We start from the raw sequence: 22,355 nt of genomic DNA on the forward strand, positions 1-22,355 counted from the left end.
GTTGCGATCCGCCAGAGTCTTTGTCCGATGTCGATGGTGTCCGATGTCGATGGTCCGTCTTTACACGCGCGTTCTCGAATCGCTCGGCAAGGAAACCCGGCTCGGCTGGATTCTGGCCGGCGCCAACCTGCTGCTGGCGGGCGCGCAGTTCGCCGAGCCGGTGCTGTTCGGCCGGATCATTGACGTCCTCTCGGGTAATTCGGCGGCGGGCCCCTTCGGAACGGCTTCGACGTCGCCGTGGCCGCTGCTGGCGGTTTGGACGGCCTTCGGCCTGTTTACGATCCTGTGCGGCGTGATCGTCGCTCTCAATGCCGACCGCCTCGCCCATCGCCAGCGCCAGGCCGTACTGACCGGCTATTTCGAGCACATCATGCAACTGCCCCTCTCCTACCACTCCGGTACCCATTCGGGGCGATTGATGAAGGTCATGCTGCAAGGCACGGATGCGTTGTGGCGGCTGTGGCTCGGATTTTTCCGCGAACATTTCGCGGCGATGATGTCACTCATGGTACTGCTGCCGCTGTCTCTCTATATCAACTGGCGGCTGGCGATCCTTCTGTTTGCGCTCTGCATCGTGTTCACGATGCTGACGACGCTGGTGGTCCGCAGAACCTTCGACATGCAGAACGAAGTGGAAGCGCATTTCACCGATCTTTCCGCGCGAGCTTCCGACGCCCTCGGCAACGTCGCGCTGGTACAGAGCTTTGTTCGCATCGATGCCGAGATTCAGGGCCTGCGTTTCGTCGTCGACAAGCTGCTGGCGGCGCAGATGCCGGTGCTGTCGTGGTGGGCCGTCGTCACCGTGATGACGCGCGCCTCGACCACTATCACCATTTTGGCGATCTTCACCGCAGGCATCGCGCTGAACCAGCGGGGAATGACGTCGGTCGGCGAGATCGTGATGTTCGTGAGCTTCGCCACCATGCTGATCCAGAGGCTCGAGCAGATCGTTTCCTTCATCAACAGCGTGTTCATGGAGGCGCCGCGGCTCCGGGAGTTCTTCGACGTGCTCGATGCCGTTCCGGCGGTGCGCGACCGTCCCGACGCCGTCGATCCCGGGCGTTTGCAGGGGCTCGTCGAATTCAACGACGTGTCGTTTTCCTACGACGGCAAACGGCCTGCGGTCGCGGATCTGTCGTTCATCGCGTCGCCCGGCGAAACCATCGCGCTTGTCGGTCCGACCGGCGCGGGCAAGTCCACCGCCGTCGCGCTGCTGCACCGGGCGTTCGATCCGCGATCCGGCGTCATCAAGATCGACGGCAGGGATATTCGTGACCTGACGCTCAGCGGTTTGCGGCGAAACATCGGCGTGGTGTTCCAGGAGCCGCTGCTGTTCAACCGCTCGATCGCGGAGAACCTCCGCGTCGGTAAACCCGACGCCACGGATGAGGAGATGCGGCTGGCCGCCGAGCGGGCCCAGGCGCTGGACTTCATCGAACGCGGAGATAAAAAATTCGATACCCATGCCGGCGAGCGTGGGCGAATGCTGTCCGGCGGCGAACGGCAGCGGCTATCGATCGCCCGCGCGCTGCTGAAGGATCCGCCGATCCTGATCCTCGACGAGGCAACAAGTGCGCTTGATGCCGTAACCGAAACCAAGGTCAATGCCGCGCTCGACGAAGTGATGAAGGGGCGCACGACATTCGTCATCGCGCACCGGCTGTCCACCATCCGCAACGCTACCCGTATTCTGGTCTTCGAGAACGGGCGCGTGATTGAAAATGGAACCTTTGACGAACTAGTGGCGAACGGCGGTCACTTCGCCCGGCTTGCGAGAGCGCAATTCATGACGCAGGAGGGTACCCAAGTCGGCCAGCCGGCGTCGGGAACCAGCCCGGCCGTCGAAATTCGGCCCCTTTCGTTGGGGAATTAGGCTGCAGACCATCTGTTCTGGCTCGCTGAGCCGGTATAGGTTGGAGCCGCCGCGATGACGGCGCCCGGACAAGCCTGAAACCTACAGCGCGCATTTCATTACTAGCGCGCATTTCATTAAGAGTGGATACCGGTTCGCCGCAAGAAAATGCGACCAGACAACAATTTCTAGAGCATGGTCCGATTCAACTTGATCGGATCACGCTCTAGCCGGACAACGCTCGAGAAGCAGACCTTCTTGCAAGGAGGGTCTCAAAGGACCGGAACAACCGTGCATTCTTTCATCGTCCCGTTTCGCAAATGTCTGCCGATCTGGATGGTCCTCGCCGGACTGCTGATTGCGGGCGCGCCATTACGCGCGGCTCATGCCACCGAAGCGCATCTGCTGATCGAAGCGGACACCGGAAAGGTGCTGGAAGCGGAGAATGCCACCTTTCCCTGGTATCCGGCCTCGATCACCAAGCTCATGACCGCTTACGTCACGCTGACGGCGGTCAAGCACGGACGCATCACGCTCGACACGCTGTTGACGGTATCGCCGACCGCCGCTGCGCAGTCGCCTTCGAAGATGGGCTTTCGTCCGGGGACCCGGGTGACCGTCGACAACGCGTTGAAGATGATGCTGGTGAAGTCGGCCAACGACATGGCCGTGGTGCTTGCGGAAGGCGTCGGCGGCTCGATCGACGGTTTTTCAGCCGAAATGAACGCCGCCGCGCAACGGCTTGGCATGACGCAGACCAGCTACGTCAACCCGAACGGCCTGCCCGCCGACGGCCAGATTTCCTCGGCACGCGACATAGCCATTCTCGCGCGCGCGTTCATTCACGATCTGCCTGAGTACGAGTATTTCGTGCACATCCCCTCGATACGCTACGGCCGCAGGGTGACTCACAATTTCAACAAGCTGATCGGGCGCTTTCCGGGCGCCGACGGTTTCAAAACCGGTTTCATCTGCGCCTCCGGCTACAATCTCGTTGCATCAGCCACGCAGAACGGCAAGCGGCTGATCGCGGTGGTGCTCGGCGCATCGTCGGGCACAATGCGCGCTGTACGCGCCGCGCAAATGCTGGAGCGCGGCTTCGCCAACAACACGCTGTCGTGGCTGCGTCCGGCGCTCGGCACTGTCGACAGGCTGGCGCCGATCGCGGCCGCGCCCCCCAATCTGCGCGATGAAATGTGCGGACCGAAACGCATGCATCCTGCCAGCGACGAGGATAACGATGTTGTCGCCAACACGTCGGCGACAAGCGCCGCCGTGATGTCGTTCTTCGCGACCGGCACGCAACCTCCGACGCTGCGTCCGGTGGATATGATCGCCGCCGCTCCGGCGCCCTCGGAGCCCGTCATTGTCTATACCGGACCTACGCGAACCGGCGCTGCCATCGCCGCAGCGGCAGAAGCCGATGCCGCACGAGATGCTCCGCCAAAGGCCGGCAAGCGCGGCAAGACCGCCCGCGGCAAACGCGACGGCAACGCCGCGCCGGAAGCCAAAACGAAAGAAAAATCGAAAAAGCGGCTCTCGGTAACCATCGATCCCAAGACCACAAAACCCCCGGCCGATGCCAAACCCGCCGCCAGCAAAAAGCATGATGCGAAACGCACCGGTGCCCGGCCGGCGTCCGCTACAGGTTCATCAGCCAAACCGAAAACGGCGGAAAGCAAGCCCAAACCGTAAAACGCCAGCACGGCGAAACCAAACGCGCCGGACGTCATTTTCCGGCAACCGCTTGCCTTGAACGGCCGCCTTGCCCGATAGTCCCTGAACCGACAATCTCCCTTTTGAAAACAGGGACCACCGGGGCGTCACATGGATCGCATCTGGCTTAGGCAATATCCTGCGGGCGTGCCCGCTGACATCGACGCGTCGCAATACGCTTCGTTGATCGAGTTGCTGGAGGAGAGTTTCGCCAGATTCAGCGATCGCAAGGCCTTCATCTGCATGGACAAGGCGATCACCTATCGCGAGCTCGACGAGATGTCGCTGGCGTTGGGCGCCTACTTGCAAAACCGGGGATTGAAAGCGGGCGCGCGCGTCGCGCTGATGATGCCGAACGTGCTGCAGTACCCAATCTCGACGGTCGCCGTGCTGCGCGCCGGCTATGCCGCCGTCAACGTCAACCCGCTCTACACGCCGCACGAACTTGAACATCAACTCAAGGATTCCGGCGCGGAAGCGATCATCGTGCTGGAGAACTTCGCATCGACCGTGCAGCAGGCAATCGGTCGAACCGACGTCAGGCACGTCATTGTCGGCAGCATGGGCGACCTGCTCGGCTTCAAGGGCGTGATCGTCAACTTTGTCGTTCGCCACATCAAAAAGATGGTGCCGCCCTCATCGATCCCCGGCGCCGTCAGGTTCAACGACGCCCTTGCCGCAGGGCGCGGCATGACGTTTGCGCGGCCCGAACTCACGCCTGATGACGCGGCCTTCCTGCAATATACCGGCGGCACCACAGGCGTCTCGAAAGGCGCGACGCTGCTCCATCGCAACATTCTCGCCAACATGCTGCAGAATGATGCGTGGCTGCAACCTGCGTTGAAGAAGCCGCCGAGGGTCGATCAACTCTTCATCGTCTGCGCTTTGCCGCTCTATCATATTTTCGCGCTAACGGCGTGCTTCATGCTCGGGATGCGTGCGGGCGGCGTCAATCTGCTGATCCCGAACCCGCGCGACATTCCCGGACTGGTCAAGGAATTGAGGAAGTATCAGATCAACATCTTCCCGGCCGTGAACACGCTCTACAACGCTCTTGTCAATGCGCCCGGTTTCGACCAGGTCGATTTCTCGAAACTCAAGGTGTCAATCGGCGGCGGCATGGCCGTCCAGAAAATCGTGGCGGAGAGATGGTTGAAGGCGACAGGATGCGCTTTGCTGGAAGGTTACGGCCTTTCGGAAACCTCGCCGACACTGACCTGCAATCCGGCCGACAGCGACAGGTTCTCCGGCTCGATCGGGCTTCCCTTACCCTCGACATACCTCTCCATCCGCGACGACGACGGCAAGGAGATTCCACTCGGCGAGGCGGGAGAAATCTGCGCCAGGGGGCCGCAGGTCATGCCGGGCTACTGGAACAGGCCGGACGAGACCGCAAAGGTGATGACGGCGGATGGATTCTTCCGCACCGGCGATATCGGCGTGATGTCGGCGGACGGTTACACCCGGATCGTGGACCGCAAGAAGGACATGATCCTGGTCTCCGGCTTCAATGTCTATCCAAACGAGATCGAGGACGTGATCGCGGGCCATCCGGGCGTGCTGGAATGCGCCGTGGTCGGCATCAAGGACGAAAGGTCGGGCGAGGCGGTAAAGGCTTTCGTGGTGAGGAAAGATCCGAATCTCACATCCGAAGAGATCATCAAGTATGCACGCACGGAATTGACGAGCTACAAGGTGCCCAGACACGTTGAATTTCGCGATTCGCTACCGAAAACCAATGTCGGCAAGATTCTCCGTCGCGAACTGCGCGAGAAGCCGAAGGCGGCAGCGTAGGTTCACTCCTCCTGAAGTCTCAGCAGAATCCCCGCTTGATCATGAGCATGATCTTTTCCGAAAATCGGTTTCCACTTTTCGGGATCATGCTCCGGCTCTCTTTTTGCCGCGTTCCGCTTCGCTGGGAATCGCCTTGATGACAGTACGGTGAACCGGCCACGGTTGCCGTTTCGCTGCCGTGGAATATTGTATGTCCACCTTTCCACACGCTGCCATTCCTCGGAGATCTGACGATGACCATCAAAGTTGGCGACCGCCTGCCCGACGCGACATTCCGCATCATGACGGAAGACGGCGTTCAGACCAAAAACACCAACGACATCTTCAAGGACCGGAAGGTGGCGCTGTTCGCGGTGCCCGGCGCCTATACCGGCACCTGTCACAAGCAGCATCTTCCGAGCATTTTTGCCAGCGCTCGCGCCATCAAGGACAAGGGAGTGAACGAGATCGCCATCGTCTCGGTCAACGACGTGTTCGTTCTGAACGCCTGGAAGCGGGATACCGACCAGCGCAACGAGGCCACGTTTCTTGCCGACGGCAACGCCGATTTCGCCAAGGCGCTCGACATGACATTCGACGGCTCCGAGAAAGGGCTCGGCATCCGCTCAAAACGCTATTCCATGCTGGTCGAGGACGGTGTGGTGAAGAAACTGAACGTCGAGGACTCGCCCGGCAAGGTCGAGGTCTCCGGCGGCGACACGCTGCTGGGGCAGCTTTGAGAAAGAATTTCACGGAGCGTGATGACCTTCTTCTTCCCTCTCCCCTTGCGGGAGAGGGTGCCTGAGATGCGGAGCATCGAAGGCGGGTGAGGGCGCGCGTGCGTCCTCATCCGTACCCCTCACCCGGCTAGCCGTCGAATCCGGTAAGGTTTCTGTCTCCGCCGCTGCGGTTATCGCAAATCGGATCAAGCGGAAAGTTTGCCGTTTGTTTCCAAAGAGCAGGCTGCGAAGCAGCTGAACATGTCGGATCGCAGCATCCGACTGGGTCATCAGAGCTTAGTGGCCATGAATCCTATGCTGGTGATGGTGGTGGTAGTCGCGCTGACGAATTTGTAGATGAACTGGAACTTGGCATCGTCACCAGAATAACAAACCAGCGGCCTGCCTTCGGTCGGCGGCGCGAACACCACGCCCTCATGTGCAAAGCGTCCGAGCGCGGTGCGCTTGACCGGTACCGCATCGGGCTGGAAGGGATCGATCTCCACCATCCAACCGAAAGCGTTTGGCTCGTTGCGATAGTCCTCGGTCGGGCTCGGCGCTTTGCGTGAGGCATCGAAGCGAACGAACGCATCGTCGCCGTTGTCGGCCAATTCCCAATGGTAGCGTGTCTTGCCGCGCGGAACCCGATACTGGCTGTGCTCCCGCGGCTGATCCGGCTTGCCGTCCTTGCTGTCGTCGTTACGAAAATACAGCGCCCAGTTCTCCTCTGCGGCAAGATAGGTATTCCACGGTGTCGCGCCCGACGCACAGTTGCTCAGCGTACCGCGGACGCTGGTGCCGTCCGGGCTGTATTTCGTTTTGACGAAATCGCTGCCGCGCGCCGGTCCAGCCAGTTCCATCGGTGTCAACGCGGTGATGCGGCGGTTACGAGGATCGGCAACCGCCGCCCATCCGCCATCAGCCTCGCGATGAATCCGAACGACGCTGACGCCGTGCGCATTCATTTCCTTGAGCACGTCGTCAGCCGGTCGGCGGCCATCGATAAGATAAGCGTCATCGACGCCGAGCCTGAGACCTGAGGCAGAGGCCTGCATCAACCGCGGCTCGACATATTCGTGGTTGACGACAAGCAGCCCGTCATCAGAACTGCCGTCAATCGCAAAGAAGTGCATCCCATCATGATGACTACCGATCTGCATCGCCTGATCCTCGCCACTGTTGTTGATGGTGAAGGCAGGCATCCTGCCCAGGATCGGCTCGCCCCATGGCAGCAGGACCTGAACGCGGTATCCTTCGGGGACAGCCACGCAATCGGCACGGCTGACCGGGACTGGTTTGAAATCGAGACGGTTGCCAGCTCTTCCACCAGACGGCCGGACGAACAGCGCGACGAGCGCGCTAGCGAGCCCGCCAACGAGCACGTCGCGACGCTTCAGGCGCCGCGTGACAAGATCGCCAAAACGCGGGTTTCCGGTCTCAAGGCAGGGTGGCTCATCGCAGCCGTCGCCGGGAATAATCTCGATGGCCTGGCTCATCTCGGGACTCACAAGAAGGGAAGGTCCCAAATTTTTACCGCCGCTCTGTGACAGTTCGTTCACTTCGGAGACGGGGCCGACTCCAGATCAATGACCTCCAGCATAAATTTGATAAAAGGTGACGATAATCTCGACCGCGATCAACACGACGATAATAAGCTCAAGGTGCAGCGACCGGCGCGTATCGATAATATCAGCGAGAGTGTTGGCTGTTTCGGCTACTACAGCGAGCTTCCGGCACGCTCGGATGGAAGCCGCCAGATTCGGGTATTCAAATTTATCTCGTCCCAAGTGCAGCGGGCCACCTCCTCACGTCTTTGACCGGTGAGCTCCAACATTTCGACGATGTCGCCATAAGGTCCACCGAGCTGGCGGGCAGCGAGAATGATTCGACGGAGTTCGTCGTCGCTCAAGACGTGATCCCGCGTGATTTGCTTTGCCGGCAGAGGCACTCCATCGGCCGGCAAGCGATCCAGCACCGCGCGGCCTACACACCAACGAAAGAACGTTTTGGTCGACTTCGCTTTGTTGGCAGCAATCGGTGCCCCACGTTGAGAGGGGTCACCTTGATGCCGAAACCTGGGCAACCGGCGTCCCAATACACGATATCCTTGGAAGGTGTTGGCAGCGCGTCAATCGCAGTCTTGGTCAGCTTCATTTGCGGCATTTGAATCCCCGACCCACGGTGCTACCTCAAACCCAAATAGGTAGCACCGCACGGATAATGATGGGTTCAAACGTGACCTTCCGTCGTCATTGACGCAAGCAATATCAACGCGCTATCCACTCCAAGGAACAAACGTCCATCCGCAGCAATCCCTCTCCCGAGAACGCAAGGGGAGAGGGAAGAATTACTTCAACCTCGCTATCGCCACGCCTTCGCGCGCGAGTTGATCGGCGCGCTCGTTCTCGCTGTGGCCGTCGTGACCCTTGATCCAATGCCAGCGCACCTGATGCGGCTGCAGGGCTGCGTCGAGCCGCTGCCAGAGGTCGGCGTTCTTCACCGGCTTTTTGTCGGCGGTGCGCCAGCCGTTGCGCTTCCAGTTGTGAATCCAGCTCATGATGCCCTGCCGCACATACTGGCTGTCGGTGGTGAGGTCGACCAGCGCCGGGCGCTTCAGCGCCTCCAGCGCCGAGATCGCCGCCAGCAGTTCCATCCGGTTGTTGGTGGTGTGCGGCTCGCCGCCCTTCAATTCCTTCTCGATGTCACCGAACCGCAGGATCGCGCCCCAGCCGCCGGGACCCGGATTGCCCGAGCAGGCGCCATCGGTGAAAATCGTGACATGCGGAAGCGCGGGCGAATTCACGCCACCAGCCCCGAGAGCGCGACGCCGTAATCGCGGACGCTGCCGACACGCTGCTGGAATCGCAGCTTGCGGACGTATTCGAGCGGGTCTTTCGGCTTCACCAGCGCGCCAGCGGGCACGTTGAGAAAATCGACCAGCCGCGTCAGCAGGAACCGCATCGCCGCGCCCCGCGCGAGCAATGGCAACGCTTCCCGTTCGGCCTCCGACAACGCACGCTCGCGATGATAGGCGGCAAGCAGCGCCCGCGCCTTGGTGACGTTGAAGGAATGATCCGGCTCGAAACACCATGCGTTGAGGCAGATCGCGACGTCATAGGCGAAGAAATCATGACACGCGAAATAGAAATCGATCAGCCCCGAGAGCCTGTCGCCGAGAAACAGCACGTTATCAGGAAACAGGTCGGCATGGATCACCCCGCCAGGCAGCTCTTGCGGCCAGCGCGCCTCAAGGTGGTCGAGTTCAGCCCTGAGAAAATCGTGCAAACCCGGCTGCACGATATCGGCGCAGGCTCCGGCCTGTTCGAACAGTGGCCGCCAACTCGGCAGCGACAGCGCGTTGGCGCGGCTCATGGGAAAATCGCGGCCTGCGAGATGCAGTTTCGCCAGCGCTGCACCGACTGCGGCGCAATGAGCGACGTTCGGCTTCCGTGGCCACACGCCCTCGAGAAAATCGATGATGGCGGCCGGACGCCCCGCGAGGCGGCCGAGCGTTTCGCCGCCGCGCGTCTTGACCGGCTGCGGACATACGATGCCATGGGTCGCAAGGTGCCCCATCAAGCCGAGAAAGAACGGCAGATCGTCGATGGCGACGCGCTTTTCATAGAGCGTCAGGAAAAACGATCCGGAGGTGGTGTGCAGCAGATAATTGGAGTTCTCGACGCCCTCGGCGATGCCCTTGTAGGACAGCACATCGCCGATATCGTAGGCTTTCAGAAAATCCGCAAGCTCCTCGGTGGCGACGTCAGTGTAGACCGCCATCTCATATCCTCATTCGGGTCTTGCAGTGCTATAGCGTTTTCGAGCGAAGTGGAATCCGGCTCGCGTATAGAAAACGCGTCAAAACAACAATCCAGAGCTTCGCTTCCGATTCAATCAGAAGCGAAAGTGCTCTAGGCGGCGTCGGGCCGCAGCGAGCGGGGCAGCGGGAAAAACTCGTTTTCTTCCGCGGCCGAGACCGTCTCCACCTCAAGCTCATAGCGCGCGGCGAATGCGTCCATGATTTCCTCGACGATGACTTCGGGCGCCGACGCGCCTGCGGTGATCCCAAGGCTTGTGATCCCCTCGAACATGCTCCAGTCGAGATCGCTGGCGCGCTGCGCAAGCACGGATACCTTGCACCCCTCGCGCTCGGCAACCTCGCGCAGCCGCTGCGAGTTGGAGGAGTTCGGCGCGCCGACCACGATCAGCGCGTCGACCACCGGCGCCACTTTCTTGACGGCCAGTTGGCGATTGGTGGTGGCGTAACAGATGTCTTCCTTGTGCGGCCCATGGATATTGGGAAAGCGCTGTTTCAGCACGGCGACGATCTCGGCCGTGTCGTCGATGGACAGCGTGGTCTGGGTCACGAAAGCAAGGTTATCGACATCTTTCGGCGTGAATTTTTCGGCGTCCTCGGCAGTTTCGATCAGGGTCACCGCACCCGCCGGCAACTGTCCCACGGTGCCGACGACTTCCGGATGATGGGAATGCCCGATCAGCAGAATCTCGTGGCCGCGCTTGAAATGGATCGCCGCCTCACGGTGAACCTTGGTCACGAGAGGACAGGTGGCATCGAGCGAAAAGAAATTGCGCCGCTGAGCATCCGCGGGAACCGATTTCGGCACGCCATGGGCGGAAAAAACCACGGGCGCCGTGGTGTCATCGGGAATTTCCGCCAGTTCCTCGACGAAAATCGCTCCCTTGGCGCGAAGACTGTCCACGACATAGCGATTATGGACAATTTCGTGCCGCACATAGACCGGCGCGCCGTACAGCGTCAGCGCACGTTCCACGGTATCGATCGCCCTGACGACCCCGGCGCAGAAGCCGCGGGGCGAACAAAGCACGATTTTAAGTTTTGGCTTAGCATTCATGAGGCGATCCGGGACCGAATCACCCCACACCGGCAGGGCGGGAACGGCCAATATCTGATGGTGACTTTGGACGGCTTTCGGGCGCTGTCAAGGCAGCTTCCGCAAGCCAAGGATCGGCAGAGCCATTGCGCAGCCGACCTCCGGCAGCATATATAGACTCCAATTCCCGTCATCGTCGATGACCAAAAGGCTTTGCCCTGAGGGGTGGGCAAAGCGCAAAGGAGATTTGCCATGAGCAATGCACCGCTGATGCCGAAAGCGACTGCCGTGTGGCTCGTCGACAATACCGCGCTGTCGTTCGATCAGGTCGCCGACTTCACCAAGATGCATCCCCTGGAAGTCCGCGCCATCGCCGACGGCGATGCCGCCCAGGGCATCAAGGGCATGGACCCGATCTCCACTGGCCAACTCACCCGCGACGAGATCGAGAAAGGCGAAAAAGACCCGGATTACCGGCTGAAGCTGAGCGAGAGCCGGGTGGTGCTGCCGCCTGCGGCCAAGAAAAAGGGACCCCGCTACACCCCGGTGTCACGTCGCCACGAGCGGCCGAGCGCGATCCTCTGGCTCGTGCGCAATCACCCGGAATTGAAGGACGCACAGATCATGCGTCTGGTCGGCACGACCAAAACCACGATCGCCGCGGTGCGCGACCGTACCCACTGGAACGCCTCAACCCTGACGCCGATGGATCCGGTGACACTGGGCCTTTGCTCACAGATCGAACTTGACTTCGAGGTGCAGCGCGCAGCCAAGGAGAAGCCGACCGATCAGCAGTATGGCGGCGCTACCTTGCTACCGGCGTCCGAGACCACCCATCAGGACGGCGAATCCGAGCCCACCGAAAAGCAGCAGGACGATCTCAACGTCGACGCCGTGTTCGCCAAGCTGAAGACAATCGGCGGCAAGAAAACCGAGGAGGATGAAAAAGAGTAGAGATACTTCAACTGCGTTGAACCAGACTCGTCGCTATCTTTTTGTTTGAGCGTGATCTTTTCCGAAAAGCGGGATCGTGCTCAAAGAGTTTGTCGTTTCACAGCGGCTGCGACGTCCGCATCCGGAAATGTCAGCTTGCCCCGATGGTCACAGGCGCGTCGCTGAAGGCCATTTACTGCCCGTTCAGCATCCGCTCGGCGAGATCGCGGTGGGTGCGTTCCATACGATCCGATCGCGTGGCGGCGACATCACGATTTTTGCGACAGGCGGTGTAGGCTGCGGATCCCTGCGGACCGCCCTGCGCCTGACAATAGGCATCGTCATCGCTGTGAGACAGCGCGTTCGGATTGTGCCGCTCAAGGTTAGCGCACCCGCCAAGTGACAGGACAGCCAGGACGATGACCGCCTGGCGCGTGAATGTCGTTCGTCCCATGATCGTTTCCCCGATTGCCGGAGCTTGAAGCATAATCTCGATCCGAAGGGCCGCGCCAGCGCAAGGCGGAAACCACTTTCGATAAGATCATGGTCAAATGAAAAAAGGCTTCAGCCTGATACAGGTGTATGGAATCAGACTGAAGCAACTGTTCGAGCCCAATTGCGAGGATTGTAAGTCCATCGAATATTTCAAGGTTGCAGCGGGTACTGCGGCCCTTGCAGGATCACGGGGCTTTTCTTCAGAACGGCCGGGAGAAAGGCTCCGTCGTCATGCGAGACGACGGAGCAGTACATCCGGGCTGGACGATCGGGAGGATGAATCGTCCTGGTTCGAACCGGATGGTTTCAGACCACGAGGCGCAGGCTGCCTCGGAACGTGCGGGCACCGCATGGAAGGCGGCGCAGCGGATGTTGCGGCAATCGGCCTCCGGGCGGTCTGACCGGAAGCCTGACCGCGCCAGAGCCGGATCGTATTTACTCGGCAGCGACCGCTGTTTCACCGATACGCGGATCGAGTTTACCGGTGCGATAGAGCTTGGCCATTTCCGCCAATGGGATCACCTTGATCTTCGAGGCATTTCCGGCGGTACCGAACTGCTCGAAACGCTCACGGCAGAGATCGCGCATCGCATCCATCGCGGGTTTCAGGAACTTGCGTGGATCGAATTCGCTTTTGTTGTTGGTCGCGACTTTCCGGAATACCGCGGTCATGGCCAGCCGGCAGTCGGTGTCGATATTGACCTTGCGAACGCCGTGCTTGATGCCGCGAACGATTTCCTCGACCGGCACGCCCCAGGTCTGCGGCATCTCGCCGCCGTACTTATTGAACTCATCCTGCAGATGCTGCGGCACCGAGGACGAGCCGTGCATCACCAGATGCGTATTGGGAAGACGGCGGTGGATTTCCTCGACCACCTTCATGGCGAGAATGTCGCCGTCCGGCTTGCGCGAGAACTTGTAGGCGCCGTGCGAGGTGCCCATGGCGATCGCCAGCGCGTCGACCTTGGTTGCGCGAACAAAATCAACGGCCTGGTCCGGATCGGTCAGCAACTGGTCGTGACTGACCGGGCCCTCGATGCCGTGCCCGTCCTCCTGCTCGCCGCCGCCATGCTCGAGCGAACCGAGCACGCCCAGCTCGCCTTCCACCGAGGCGCCGACCCAGTGCGCCATGTCGACGACGCGGCGGGTGATGTCGACGTTATATTCATAATCCGCCGCGGTCTTGGCGTCGGCCTTGAGCGAGCCGTCCATCATCACCGAGGTGAAGCCGTATTTGATCGCGGTGGCGCAGGTCGATTCCTCGTTGCCGTGATCCTGATGCATGCACAGCGGAATGTGCGGATACATCTGATCCAGCGCGTCGATCATGTTCGCCAGCATGATGTCGTTGGCGTAGGAGCGCGCGCCCCTGGAGGCCTGGAGAATGACCGGAGCGTCGACGGCGGCGGCCGCCTCCATGATGGCAAGCCCCTGCTCCATATTGTTGATGTTGAACGCCGGCACGCCGTAGCCGTGCTCTGCCGCATGATCCAACAGCTGTCTCAAGGTTATGCGCGCCATGTCGGTTCCCTCCCCATCTGGCTATCGTGAAAAGATGTCGCGTTTGGCGCGATCGTATTGTTGGCCACGCCCCGTCCTGACACCGCCGGGGCCGGCGATTCCGAAAATGCAATCCGTCCCATTACGCGCGCCTCTTCCGCTCGATGAGCTGAAGGATCAGCGGCGTCAGGATCAACTGCATCGCGAGGTCAAGCTTGGAGCCATGGATGACGATCGAGTTGGCACGCGACATGAAACTGTTCGGGATCATGGATAGCAAATATGGAAAATCGATGCCGCGCGGATTCTTGAGGCGAATGACGACCATCGACTCGTCGGGCGTCGGTATCCACCGGGCGATGAACGGGTTTGAAGTGTCCACCGTCGGCACGCGCTGGAAATTGATATCCGTCTCCGCGAACTGAGGGCAGATATAGTTGACGTAATCCGGCATGCGCCGAAGGATAGTGTCGGTGACCGCCTCGGTCGAATAGCCGCGCGCGCTTCGGTCGCGATGCAGCTTCTGGATCCATTCGAGATTGATCACAGGAACGACACCGATCTTGAGATCCGCGTACTGGGCGACATTCACCTTGTCGGTTACGACGGCTCCGTGAAGCCCCTCGTAGAACAGCAAATCCGAGTTCTCCGGCAAAGGCTGCCAGTCCGTGAACGTGCCGGGAGGAACACCGTGCAGCGCCGATTCAGTATCGTCGTGAACATAGTATCGCGTGGTGCCCGTTCCGGTCTCGCCATAGCTGCGGAATACGGCTTCCAGCTCGGTGAACAGGTTGGTTTCAGGACTGAAATGACTGAAGTGCTTGTTGCCCCTGTCCGATTCCTCGGCCATGCGGGTGCGCATTTCAGCGCGATTGTAACGGTGGAAAGCGTCGCCTTCGATGTAGGCCGCAACGACGTTCTCGCGGCGGAAAATCTGCTCGAAGGTCCGCTTGACGGACGTCGTACCGGCGCCCGACGAACCCGTAATTGAGATGATGGGATGCTTCCTCGACACGATATGAGCCCCTCAAACGCGAAACAGACCACGATTCCCGAACAACGGCGCATTCGCTTCAAGGGCGACGTCGGGGACCGTATGCATATGTTCGAGCCGCTGGACGTTCTTGATCGAACCCATGATTAGCGGGACTCGCTGATGAAGGCTATCGGGCACGATATCGAGAACCCGCTTGCGTCCGGTTGAAGCGCCGCCGCCCGCCTGCTCGACGATGAAAGCCATCGGATGCGCCTCGTAAACCAGGCGCAGGCGTCCCTCCTCATAACCGTCCCGGGCGTCTCCGGGATAGAGGAAAATGCCGCCGCGAATGAGAATACGGAAAGCCTCCGCGACGAGCGAGCCGATCCAGCGCATGTTGAAATTCTTGCCGCCGGGGCCATCGGCTCCCGCAAGACATTCGTCGATATAGGCGCGAACCGGCAGGTCCCAGTGCCGCCTGTTCGATGCGTTGATCGCGAACTCGGTTGCCTCTGCCGGAATCTGCACTGTCGATCCGGTGAGCTTGAATACCCTGTCGACCCGGTCAAGCGTAAAGATGTCGACACCCCGCCCAAGCGTAAGAACGAGAGAGGTCTGCGGGCCGTAGACAACGAAACCGGCCGCAAGCTGCGCACTTCCGGCCTGCTTGAACGCAGCGTTGACATCGGAGGGCGTCGGCATGATCGAAAAAATCGTACCTACCGACATGTTGGTGTTGATGTTCGACGAACCGTCCAACGGATCGAATGCGACGCAGATCGGCGCGCCCGGATTCAAAATATCTAGATCCGCCATTTCCTCGGAGGCAAGCGCTGCGATCGGCAGCTTGCCGAGAGCGTCGCGAATAATCTGATCGGCGCGAACGTCGAGATCCTTTTGAACGTCTCCGTCGGTGTTGCGACCTTGTGCCTGACCGGTGATCCCGGCCAGCGCGCCGCGGCAAGTCAAATCGGAAATATCGACCGCAGCCTGCGCGAGCGCAGCTACCGCTTCCTTCACTGCCTGGCGAAGTGGATCCGATCCCGCCTCGCCCTCCATCCTTTCCTGCAGTGTCAGCACTTGACTCATTCAGACTCCCCCTCGGCCGCAACCTCCAAACAGCCGATTTGCCGCTTTCCAGAGCATTGCGAGAATTGACTCGTTGCATGTAATAAGTACAATTTCAATATCCTTCATCGAGGCAAAATTTTCCTTATATGATCACGAAGCTTCGCGACGTCACAATTCGGCAGCTTCGTGCTTTGGCATCGGTCGCGGCTGGAGGTAGCGTTACTGCCGCCGCAAACAAACTGAATTTGACCCAACCCGCGGTTACGCTGCAATTGCGTAATCTTCAGCAACTCTGCGGACTGCCGCTGCTTCAGCGAACCAGCGATGGCATGGTTCTTACCCCTGCCGGGCAGGAATTGTACACGCTTTTCGAGCGCATCGAAGCTGCGATCGAAAGCTGCGCGACCTCGCTCGATATGATTACCGGTCGAACTGGCGGGCGCATATCGATCGGCGCTGTGAGTACGGCAAAGTATTTTGTCCCTTTTGCGATTTCGGCCTTTTCGAAACTTCATCCGGGAATGGACATCAGTCTGACGATCGTCAATCGCCAGGACATACGTCAGGCCTTGCGCAGCTATGCGCTCGATTTTGCAATCATGGGCCACCCCCCTCCCGATATCGAACTGGACAGGCATCTGATCGGCGACCACCCCCATGTCGTCATCGCGCCGGCAGGACACCGGCTCGCAAACGCGTCCGGACTTACGGCGGTCGATCTGGCGCACGAAAAGTTCCTTTCCCGCAAGCCGGGCTCGGGTACTCGATTCCTCATGGAACAGTTTTTTGAAAGCAGCAATCTTGAGCCGCAGATCGGCATGGAGATGAGCAGCAACGAGACCATCAAGCAGGCAGTGATCGCCGGTCTTGGAATCGCTTTCATCTCGGCGCACACCGTGGCCGTCGAACTTAAGGAAGGCCGGATGATCACGCTGGATATCGCCGGTCTTCCGATTATCAGGCAATGGTTTGTCGTCAGGAGGAAAGACAAGGTGTTGCTTCCTCCAGCGCAGGAAATGCTCGATTTCCTGATCGCGAACGGCAAGCAGTTCCTTCCGAAAGCGCCGATCGGTCGCGGCTGAGCTGAGCCTGCCAGGCGAATAGCCCGCCGCCGACGCATAACAGGGCACTGAAACAGGAACATACATGCCAGAATCTCGCGGCCGCGCGGCAAGACAAGCGGTCCGGCGTAAACGAGCATAAGCGCCTAGCATATGGCCGAAGCACGCATGAGGGGTCAATTCGTCGCGCGTTGCGTTGCGCGGCTGACGCATCGAAATTATAAGTCATTGAAATAATGGTCGGAGTGGCAGGATTTGAACCTGCGACCCCTGCGTCCCGAACGCAGTGCTCTACCGGGCTGAGCCACACTCCGACAAGACGCGGCTTATAACCTTGGGTTTCGCGTACCGCAAGAAGCTGAAAACAAGAACCGAACATCCCATGACCGTGGACCTCACAACGCAGATACAACTGGCCGGCGAGGCCGCGGCGGCGACTGCTGCGCGGCTCCTTCGAGATGGCGGGCTTGTCGCGTTCCCCACGGAGACGGTTTACGGCCTCGGCGCCGACGCCGCCAATGCAGAGGCGATCGCGCGGCTCTACCGGGCCAAGGGCAGACCCGCGTTCAATCCGCTGATCGCGCATGTCAGCGATCTTGCGGCCGCTCAACGGATCGCCCGGTTCAATGCAATCGCCCTCGCGCTCGCCGACGCGTTCTGGCCGGGCCCGCTGACGCTGGTGCTGCCGAAGAGCGCGCAATGCCCGGTCGCCGATCTCGCCACCGCGGGCCTCGACACCATTGCATTGCGAGTTCCCGCCCATCCGGTGGCGCGCGCCATCCTGCGCGGGTTCGGCGGTGCGGTCGTCGCGCCGTCCGCCAACCTGTCGGGCCACGTTTCCCCGACGACGGCGGCGCATGTGCAAAGCGACCTCGCGGGGCGGATTGATCTCATCGTCGACGGCGGACCGGTCGAGGTCGGCATCGAATCCACCATCGTCGGCTGTTTTGACCGGCCGACATTGCTGCGGCCCGGCGGAATTTCGCGCGCCGATATCGAGCGCGTGCTGGGCCGCACTTTGGCCTCGCCGGATCCCGGAGCGGCCGACGGACAACCGCGAGCGTCGGGGATGCTGGCCTCGCACTATGCACCACGCGCGAAGGTGCGGCTCAACGCTGTGAACCTGGCGCGCGGCGAGGCGCTGCTGGCATTCGGTCCGGCCGATTTGTCGGGCATCGACGCCGCGGTCGCCGTCATGAACCTGTCCGAACGCCGTGATCTTGAGGAGGCCGCAGCCAATCTGTTCGGCTGTCTTCGCGCCCTTGATGCCAGCGGCGTGCGGACCATCGCGGTGATGCCCGTTCCCGACGAGGGACTCGGAGAAGCCATCAACGATCGGCTGCGCCGCGCCGCCGTGCCGCAGGGCTGATCGGCGCCGCCCCATGACGATCGCTCCGCCAAAATCCGCGCAGCCGCCGCTATCGCCCGATCTGATCGCGCGCCTCGCCGACATCGTTGGCGACAGATATGCGGTGACTGACGCCGACGAACTGGCGCCATATCTCACGGAGGCGCGCAACTTGTTTCATGGCCGCTCGCCGCTGGTGCTGCGTCCCGCATCGACGGCGGAGGTCTCGGCGATCTGCAAGCTCGCAAGTGAATACCGGATCGCGCTGGTGCCGCAGGGCGGCAACACCGGTCTCGTCGGCGGACAAATCCCGCACAACGGCGAGGTCGTGGTGTCGATGCGGCGGATGGACAGAATCCGCGAAGTCGATACCGCCTCCAATACGATGACGGTCGAGGCCGGCGCTATCCTGCAGACCATCCAGCGGCGCGCGGATGAGGCCGGCCGTTTCTTCCCCTTGTCGCTCGGCGCGGAAGGAAGCTGCACCATCGGCGGCAATCTCTCGACCAATGCCGGCGGCACCGGCGCGCTGGCGTACGGTGTGGCGCGCGACATGGCGCTCGGTCTCGAGGTGGTGCTGGCCGACGGGCGCATCCTCCACGGCTTGTCCAAGCTGAAAAAGGACAATACCGGCTACGACCTGCGCAACCTCTTCATCGGCGCCGAAGGCACCCTCGGCATCATCACCGCCGTGGTCGTCAAGCTGTTCTCAAAGCCGCGCTCGGTGCAAACCGCTTTTGTCGGTCTGAGAGAACCGTCCGATGCCTTGAAGCTGCTCGCGATTTCCCAAGCTGAAGCCGCCGGCAGCCTGACAAGCTTTGAACTCCTTGCAAAGATCTGCGTCGACATATGCGTCAGGCACGGCGTTGGCGTCCGCGATCCGCTCACCCGCCGCCATCCCTGGTACGTGTTGATGGAGGTCTCGTCCCCGGGTGACAATGCGGCGGCGACGGTCGAGGCCATCCTTGAGCGGAGCATGAAGAGCGGCTGCATCGAGGATGCGGCAATCGCGGCCAACCTTCAGCAACGCGCGGCGTTCTGGAAGCTGCGCGAGACGATCCCGCCGGCACAGAAGCGGGAGGGCGGCTCGATCAAGCACGATATCTCCGTGCCAGTCGCCGCCGTGCCTGCCTTCATCGCCGAGGCCGATGCCGCCGTGGCAAGGCTGATTCCGGACGCACGCCCGGTCCCGTTCGGCCATCTTGGCGACGGCAATATCCACTACAACGTCAGCCAGCCCGTGAGCGGGATGACGACAGAGGAATTTCTCGCCCGGTGGCGGGAGGTCAATGCCGTCGTCTTCGCCATCGCGCTGCGGATGGGCGGCTCGATTTCCGCCGAGCATGGGATCGGCGTGCTGAAGCGCGACGATTTGCCCCGCGTGAAGGATAAGACGGCAATCGAAGTGATGCGCGGCATCAAGGCGCTGTTCGACCCTCTCGGCATCATGAATCCGGGCAAGGTGCTATGATGACATCTGCCCGCGACGAGCGCGGGCATGACGGCGCTGCCTATTCCGTCTGAACCAAATCTGCTCCAACCGTTAGAACAGCGAGCCCTGACCATCGTCCCTTGGGATTTCAGGCGCAGCCTTGCGGGCTGCCGGCTTCCTTGCGGCCTGCTTCGCCTCGTTCTGCAGCTCCTCTGCCGAGACCGGCATCATCAATTGCTGATCGTCGTTGACGACCTGATTCACGCGCGCCGACACCTCATGCCAGGCGAATTCACCGTTTTCCGGCGCGCGCAGCAACATCGCAGCTTTTCGGGACTCGAGGGCGTCGCCGTCGAGCCAGCGCGCGTGATCCGCAGGGGCGATCGTCACCGGCACGCGCGGATGCAAGGTCGCGAGATCGCCGCGCGCCGCCGTGGTGATGATGGCGACCGTATCAAGCTCCTCGCCGTTCGGCCCGACCCAGGTCTCGGCAAGCCCCGCGAACGCCATCAGCCCGCCATTGCGTGGCCGGACGAAGAACGGACGCTTTCGCTCCACCGATTGGCGCCATTCGTAATAGCCGTCGGCCGGGAGCAGGCAGCGGCGCCGTTTCATCGCATTCTTGAAAGAAGGCTTGTCCAGCACTGTCTCGGCGCGGGCATTAATGAGAAGCGCAGACTGCCGGGGGTCCTTGACCCAGACCGGAATCAGACCCCACCGCATCAGACGAAAATGCCGGCCTCCGTTTTCGAGGATGACGACAGGAGCCGGCTGAGTGGGCGCAATATTGTACCGCGGCGGGAAATTCGGCTGTTCGGCGTAGCCGAAAACCTGACGCAACGCCTCCGGTGGCGACAAGATCACGTAGCGTCCGCACATTTCATCGTCCCAACAGATGCGACATTCAATCCGTTTTAATATCGAAGTCCAACACTGGGACCAATGACACCCCAAGCCGACGAATCATCCTTCTCTCCGGCAGCCGCGACGCAAACCGACCAGAACAGGGCGGACAGCGCCGCCGCTCTGGCCGCCGCCAATATCAATCCGAAAAGCGGCCTTGCGACGGACTATCTCAATCATTTCAACGAAGCCATCATGCTGCTCGAAATGATCCCGGACATGCCGGATTGCGTGGAGGATTTCCTGAACTGGCGGCCCCTGACCTACCGGGAGCATTTCATGGCGTCCGGTTTCAAGGCGCGCGAGCAGGCGATCGAGGCTTATGAAAACGCGCCCCCCGACATTCGCGCCGAATTCGATAGACTGACCATCACGATGACGTCCATCCTGACCGCGGTGGCTTCCGCGACGAAGGACGTTCACCGGCACGAGACCCGCGCCGCGCTTGCGACCCAGGCAGTCGGCTGGATCAAGCCGATGGTCATGCGGGCCGGCGGCATTATCAATGGTCAGGGCGGCGAAACCGACATCGATTACATCATGAATCACTAGAGTCTGATTCAACTGCGTCGAATCAGACTCTAGCCTTAACTTTTTGATCGAGCATGATCTTATCCGAAAACCGGTTTCCACTTTTCGGGATCATGCTCTGATGCCGCCGATTCTGTCCGCGAGTCTCCAAACTCCGCAGCTCGCCGTCAGCGCCGCGATCTTCCGCGACGGCAAGGTTCTGCTGGTGCGACGCGCGCGGTCGCCAGGCAAGGGCCTGCACTCGCTGCCCGGCGGGTGCATCGCGTTCGGCGAGACAATCGTCGCCGCGCTGCATCGCGAGGTTCTGGAGGAGACCGGGCTCACGGTCGAGATCGCCGGGCTGGCGGGCTGGCGGGAGGTGATGCCGGCCCGGCCCGGCGACGCGCATTACATCGTGTTGTCGTTCGCAGCCCGCTGGATCGCAGGCGAGCCCGTCCTGAACGACGAACTCGACGCCTTCAGTTGGGTCGCCCCGGAATGGCCGGGCGAATTGCGGCTGACCGAAGGTCTGCAACCCATCATCGACACCGCATGCCGGCTCGTCGGAGCTTGAACCGGGTTGGATGGCCCTGCGCAAATTGCCCCGCCTTGCTTCCATCGCATTGAAGAGGCATATCACGGCGAATCTGGGCCTCTTTATGCGCAAATCGGTTTTAGCGATCGTTCTGGCGGCCGCCGTCTGCGGCGCACCGCCCGCGCGCGCGCAGGACGGAGCCGCGCCCTTTGACGCGGATCTGCAACGGCTGGCCGAAATCCTCGGCACACTGCACTATCTTCGCGACATCTGCGCCGCCCATGACGGCGCAAAATGGCGCAATGAAATGCAGGCCCTGATCGACGCCGAAACGCCTACGGGCGAACGCCGCGCCAGGATGATCGCAGCCTTCAATCGCGGCTATACCTGGTTCCAGCAGACCTACCGGGCCTGCACGCCCGCCGCGAATGTGGCCATCCGTCGGTATATCGAGGAAGGTGCGAAAATTTCCCGCGACCTGACCGCCAGATACGCTAACTAGCGCCTTCTCGCTTCTGAGGGAGTCAGAAGCGAGGCTCAATGAGATTGATTTGACGCGCGAACCCGGTATCCACTTCGCTCGAAAACGCTATAAAGCCGGCTTGCCGCACATTCCGGACGTCGCCCTTGGTATTTTTCCGAAACCCGTCTCAAATGCAAAAAGAGGCGTTAACCTTT

General features: G+C 61.0%; 21 protein-coding genes, 1 tRNA gene and 1 pseudogene. 11 read left to right on the top strand and 12 right to left on the bottom strand.

The features are described from left to right. The first annotated feature begins 43 nt into the window (after nucleotides 1–43). The 4 genes from NB311A_RS12520 (at nucleotide 44) to NB311A_RS12535 (ending at nucleotide 6,081) form a co-directional block, all read left to right on the top strand. Nucleotides 44–1,873, top strand: coding sequence for a glucan ABC transporter ATP-binding protein/ permease (locus NB311A_RS12520; protein WP_009798942.1), 1,830 nt, complete (start codon nucleotides 44–46; stop codon nucleotides 1,871–1,873). Between the two features lie 270 nt (nucleotides 1,874–2,143). After that, complete coding sequence (locus tag NB311A_RS12525; RefSeq protein WP_040675194.1) at nucleotides 2,144–3,547, top strand: serine hydrolase; 1,404 nt, start codon at nucleotides 2,144–2,146, stop codon at nucleotides 3,545–3,547. A gap of 132 nt (nucleotides 3,548–3,679) precedes the next feature. Next, the gene (locus tag NB311A_RS12530; RefSeq protein WP_009798944.1) at nucleotides 3,680–5,362 is read left to right on the top strand and encodes a long-chain fatty acid--CoA ligase; all 1,683 of its coding nucleotides are present in this window, start codon (nucleotides 3,680–3,682) and stop codon (nucleotides 5,360–5,362) included. 233 nt (nucleotides 5,363–5,595) lie between these two features. Then, nucleotides 5,596–6,081: a peroxiredoxin gene (locus tag NB311A_RS12535; RefSeq protein ID WP_009798945.1), complete on the top strand. Its 486-nt coding sequence runs from the start codon at nucleotides 5,596–5,598 to the stop codon at nucleotides 6,079–6,081. Between the two features lie 269 nt (nucleotides 6,082–6,350). On the opposite strand, the gene NB311A_RS12545 is transcribed toward NB311A_RS12535, so the two are convergent. The 6 genes and pseudogenes from NB311A_RS12545 to ispH form a co-directional block, all read right to left on the bottom strand. After that, nucleotides 6,351–7,556 (bottom strand): PhoX family phosphatase, encoded by a 1,206-nt coding sequence (locus NB311A_RS12545; protein ID WP_009798946.1) that lies wholly within the window; start codon nucleotides 7,554–7,556, stop codon nucleotides 6,351–6,353. 87 nt (nucleotides 7,557–7,643) lie between these two features. Next, nucleotides 7,644–7,793, bottom strand: a pseudogene (locus tag NB311A_RS22650) (RMD1 family protein); the annotation flags it as partial. Next, nucleotides 7,778–7,969, bottom strand: a complete 192-nt coding sequence (locus NB311A_RS22655; protein ID WP_245256999.1) for a hypothetical protein — start codon at nucleotides 7,967–7,969, stop codon at nucleotides 7,778–7,780. The pseudogene NB311A_RS22650 and the gene NB311A_RS22655, both read right to left, overlap by 16 nt. 438 nt (nucleotides 7,970–8,407) lie before the next feature. Continuing rightward, entirely contained in the window at nucleotides 8,408–8,863 is a 456-nt protein-coding gene (gene rnhA / locus NB311A_RS12560; protein ID WP_009798948.1) for a ribonuclease HI, read from the bottom strand. Continuing rightward, complete coding sequence (locus NB311A_RS12565) at nucleotides 8,860–9,840, bottom strand: homoserine kinase (protein ID WP_009798949.1); 981 nt, start codon at nucleotides 9,838–9,840, stop codon at nucleotides 8,860–8,862. Before NB311A_RS12565 ends, rnhA begins: the two co-directional genes overlap by 4 nt. A gap of 131 nt (nucleotides 9,841–9,971) precedes the next feature. Continuing rightward, nucleotides 9,972–10,934 carry a 4-hydroxy-3-methylbut-2-enyl diphosphate reductase gene (gene ispH / locus NB311A_RS12570; protein ID WP_009798950.1) on the bottom strand — a complete coding sequence of 321 codons (963 nt, stop codon included), beginning with the start codon at nucleotides 10,932–10,934 and terminating at the stop codon, nucleotides 9,972–9,974. 231 nt (nucleotides 10,935–11,165) lie between these two features. On the opposite strand from ispH, the gene NB311A_RS12575 reads away from it, so the two are divergent. Continuing rightward, the gene (locus tag NB311A_RS12575; protein ID WP_009798951.1) at nucleotides 11,166–11,867 is read left to right on the top strand and encodes a DUF1013 domain-containing protein; all 702 of its coding nucleotides are present in this window, start codon (nucleotides 11,166–11,168) and stop codon (nucleotides 11,865–11,867) included. Nucleotides 11,868–12,039: 172 nt separating this feature from the next. Here the strand turns inward: NB311A_RS12575 and NB311A_RS12580 are convergent, their stop codons facing one another. The 4 genes from NB311A_RS12580 to NB311A_RS12595 all read right to left on the bottom strand — a co-directional run bounded on the left by NB311A_RS12580 (nucleotide 12,040) and on the right by NB311A_RS12595 (nucleotide 15,906). After that, nucleotides 12,040–12,300 carry a hypothetical protein gene (locus NB311A_RS12580; protein ID WP_040675199.1) on the bottom strand — a complete coding sequence of 87 codons (261 nt, stop codon included), beginning with the start codon at nucleotides 12,298–12,300 and terminating at the stop codon, nucleotides 12,040–12,042. A 476-nt stretch (nucleotides 12,301–12,776) separates the two neighbouring features. Beyond that, nucleotides 12,777–13,862, bottom strand: a complete 1,086-nt coding sequence (gene fba / locus NB311A_RS12585; protein ID WP_009798954.1) for a class II fructose-bisphosphate aldolase — start codon at nucleotides 13,860–13,862, stop codon at nucleotides 12,777–12,779. A gap of 121 nt (nucleotides 13,863–13,983) precedes the next feature. Continuing rightward, the gene (locus NB311A_RS12590) at nucleotides 13,984–14,856 is read right to left on the bottom strand and encodes a phosphoribulokinase (RefSeq protein WP_009798955.1); all 873 of its coding nucleotides are present in this window, start codon (nucleotides 14,854–14,856) and stop codon (nucleotides 13,984–13,986) included. Nucleotides 14,857–14,868: 12 nt separating this feature from the next. Further along, complete coding sequence (locus tag NB311A_RS12595) at nucleotides 14,869–15,906, bottom strand: class 1 fructose-bisphosphatase (RefSeq protein WP_009798956.1); 1,038 nt, start codon at nucleotides 15,904–15,906, stop codon at nucleotides 14,869–14,871. A gap of 128 nt (nucleotides 15,907–16,034) precedes the next feature. Between NB311A_RS12595 and NB311A_RS12600 the strand changes: the two genes are divergently transcribed. Next, nucleotides 16,035–16,970 carry a LysR family transcriptional regulator gene (locus NB311A_RS12600; protein WP_009798957.1) on the top strand — a complete coding sequence of 312 codons (936 nt, stop codon included), beginning with the start codon at nucleotides 16,035–16,037 and terminating at the stop codon, nucleotides 16,968–16,970. 216 nt (nucleotides 16,971–17,186) lie between these two features. On the opposite strand, the gene NB311A_RS12605 is transcribed toward NB311A_RS12600, so the two are convergent. Then, nucleotides 17,187–17,263 (bottom strand) — tRNA-Pro (locus NB311A_RS12605). 68 nt (nucleotides 17,264–17,331) lie between these two features. Between NB311A_RS12605 and NB311A_RS12610 the strand changes: the two genes are divergently transcribed. Continuing rightward, a complete protein-coding gene (locus tag NB311A_RS12610; protein WP_040675201.1) occupies nucleotides 17,332–18,318 on the top strand; it encodes an L-threonylcarbamoyladenylate synthase in 987 nt (328 codons plus the stop codon). Nucleotides 18,319–18,331: 13 nt separating this feature from the next. Next, nucleotides 18,332–19,768 (top strand): FAD-binding oxidoreductase, encoded by a 1,437-nt coding sequence (locus tag NB311A_RS12615; RefSeq protein ID WP_009798959.1) that lies wholly within the window; start codon nucleotides 18,332–18,334, stop codon nucleotides 19,766–19,768. 72 nt (nucleotides 19,769–19,840) lie between these two features. Here the strand turns inward: NB311A_RS12615 and NB311A_RS12620 are convergent, their stop codons facing one another. Then, nucleotides 19,841–20,608, bottom strand: a complete 768-nt coding sequence (locus NB311A_RS12620) for an SOS response-associated peptidase (RefSeq protein WP_009798960.1) — start codon at nucleotides 20,606–20,608, stop codon at nucleotides 19,841–19,843. 63 nt (nucleotides 20,609–20,671) lie between these two features. On the opposite strand from NB311A_RS12620, the gene NB311A_RS12625 reads away from it, so the two are divergent. The 3 genes from NB311A_RS12625 (at nucleotide 20,672) to NB311A_RS12635 (ending at nucleotide 22,179) form a co-directional block, all read left to right on the top strand. Further along, nucleotides 20,672–21,184 (top strand): hypothetical protein, encoded by a 513-nt coding sequence (locus NB311A_RS12625; RefSeq protein WP_009798961.1) that lies wholly within the window; start codon nucleotides 20,672–20,674, stop codon nucleotides 21,182–21,184. Nucleotides 21,185–21,284: 100 nt separating this feature from the next. Then, on the top strand, nucleotides 21,285–21,716 hold the full coding sequence (locus NB311A_RS12630) for an NUDIX hydrolase (RefSeq protein ID WP_040675203.1): 432 nt from the start codon (nucleotides 21,285–21,287) through the stop codon (nucleotides 21,714–21,716). A gap of 85 nt (nucleotides 21,717–21,801) precedes the next feature. Beyond that, nucleotides 21,802–22,179 (top strand): TIGR02301 family protein, encoded by a 378-nt coding sequence (locus tag NB311A_RS12635; protein WP_040675205.1) that lies wholly within the window; start codon nucleotides 21,802–21,804, stop codon nucleotides 22,177–22,179. Nucleotides 22,180–22,355: the final 176 nt, after the last annotated feature.

The sequence above is a fragment of the Nitrobacter sp. Nb-311A genome (assembly GCF_000152905.1).
Taxonomy (GTDB): Bacteria; Pseudomonadota; Alphaproteobacteria; order Rhizobiales; family Xanthobacteraceae; genus Nitrobacter.

Bases quoted from the DNA above. Each gene is read 5' to 3' on its own strand.
- NB311A_RS12520 (WP_009798942.1), top strand. From the start codon at position 44: ATGTCGATGGTCCGTCTTTACACGCGCGTTCTCGAATCGCTCGGCAAG.
- NB311A_RS12625 (WP_009798961.1), top strand. From the start codon at position 20,672: ATGACACCCCAAGCCGACGAATCATCCTTCTCTCCGGCAGCCGCGACG.
- NB311A_RS12615 (WP_009798959.1), top strand. From the start codon at position 18,332: ATGACGATCGCTCCGCCAAAATCCGCGCAGCCGCCGCTATCGCCCGAT.
- NB311A_RS12545 (WP_009798946.1), bottom strand. From the start codon at position 7,556: ATGAGCCAGGCCATCGAGATTATTCCCGGCGACGGCTGCGATGAGCCA.
- NB311A_RS12630 (WP_040675203.1), top strand. From the start codon at position 21,285: ATGCCGCCGATTCTGTCCGCGAGTCTCCAAACTCCGCAGCTCGCCGTC.
- NB311A_RS12635 (WP_040675205.1), top strand. From the start codon at position 21,802: ATGCGCAAATCGGTTTTAGCGATCGTTCTGGCGGCCGCCGTCTGCGGC.
- fba (WP_009798954.1), bottom strand. From the start codon at position 13,862: ATGGCGCGCATAACCTTGAGACAGCTGTTGGATCATGCGGCAGAGCAC.
- NB311A_RS12620 (WP_009798960.1), bottom strand. From the start codon at position 20,608: ATGTGCGGACGCTACGTGATCTTGTCGCCACCGGAGGCGTTGCGTCAG.
- NB311A_RS12610 (WP_040675201.1), top strand. From the start codon at position 17,332: ATGACCGTGGACCTCACAACGCAGATACAACTGGCCGGCGAGGCCGCG.
- NB311A_RS12530 (WP_009798944.1), top strand. From the start codon at position 3,680: ATGGATCGCATCTGGCTTAGGCAATATCCTGCGGGCGTGCCCGCTGAC.
- NB311A_RS12575 (WP_009798951.1), top strand. From the start codon at position 11,166: ATGAGCAATGCACCGCTGATGCCGAAAGCGACTGCCGTGTGGCTCGTC.
- ispH (WP_009798950.1), bottom strand. From the start codon at position 10,934: ATGAATGCTAAGCCAAAACTTAAAATCGTGCTTTGTTCGCCCCGCGGC.
- NB311A_RS12595 (WP_009798956.1), bottom strand. From the start codon at position 15,906: ATGAGTCAAGTGCTGACACTGCAGGAAAGGATGGAGGGCGAGGCGGGA.
- NB311A_RS12580 (WP_040675199.1), bottom strand. From the start codon at position 12,300: ATGGGACGAACGACATTCACGCGCCAGGCGGTCATCGTCCTGGCTGTC.
- NB311A_RS12565 (WP_009798949.1), bottom strand. From the start codon at position 9,840: ATGGCGGTCTACACTGACGTCGCCACCGAGGAGCTTGCGGATTTTCTG.
- NB311A_RS12600 (WP_009798957.1), top strand. From the start codon at position 16,035: ATGATCACGAAGCTTCGCGACGTCACAATTCGGCAGCTTCGTGCTTTG.
- NB311A_RS12535 (WP_009798945.1), top strand. From the start codon at position 5,596: ATGACCATCAAAGTTGGCGACCGCCTGCCCGACGCGACATTCCGCATC.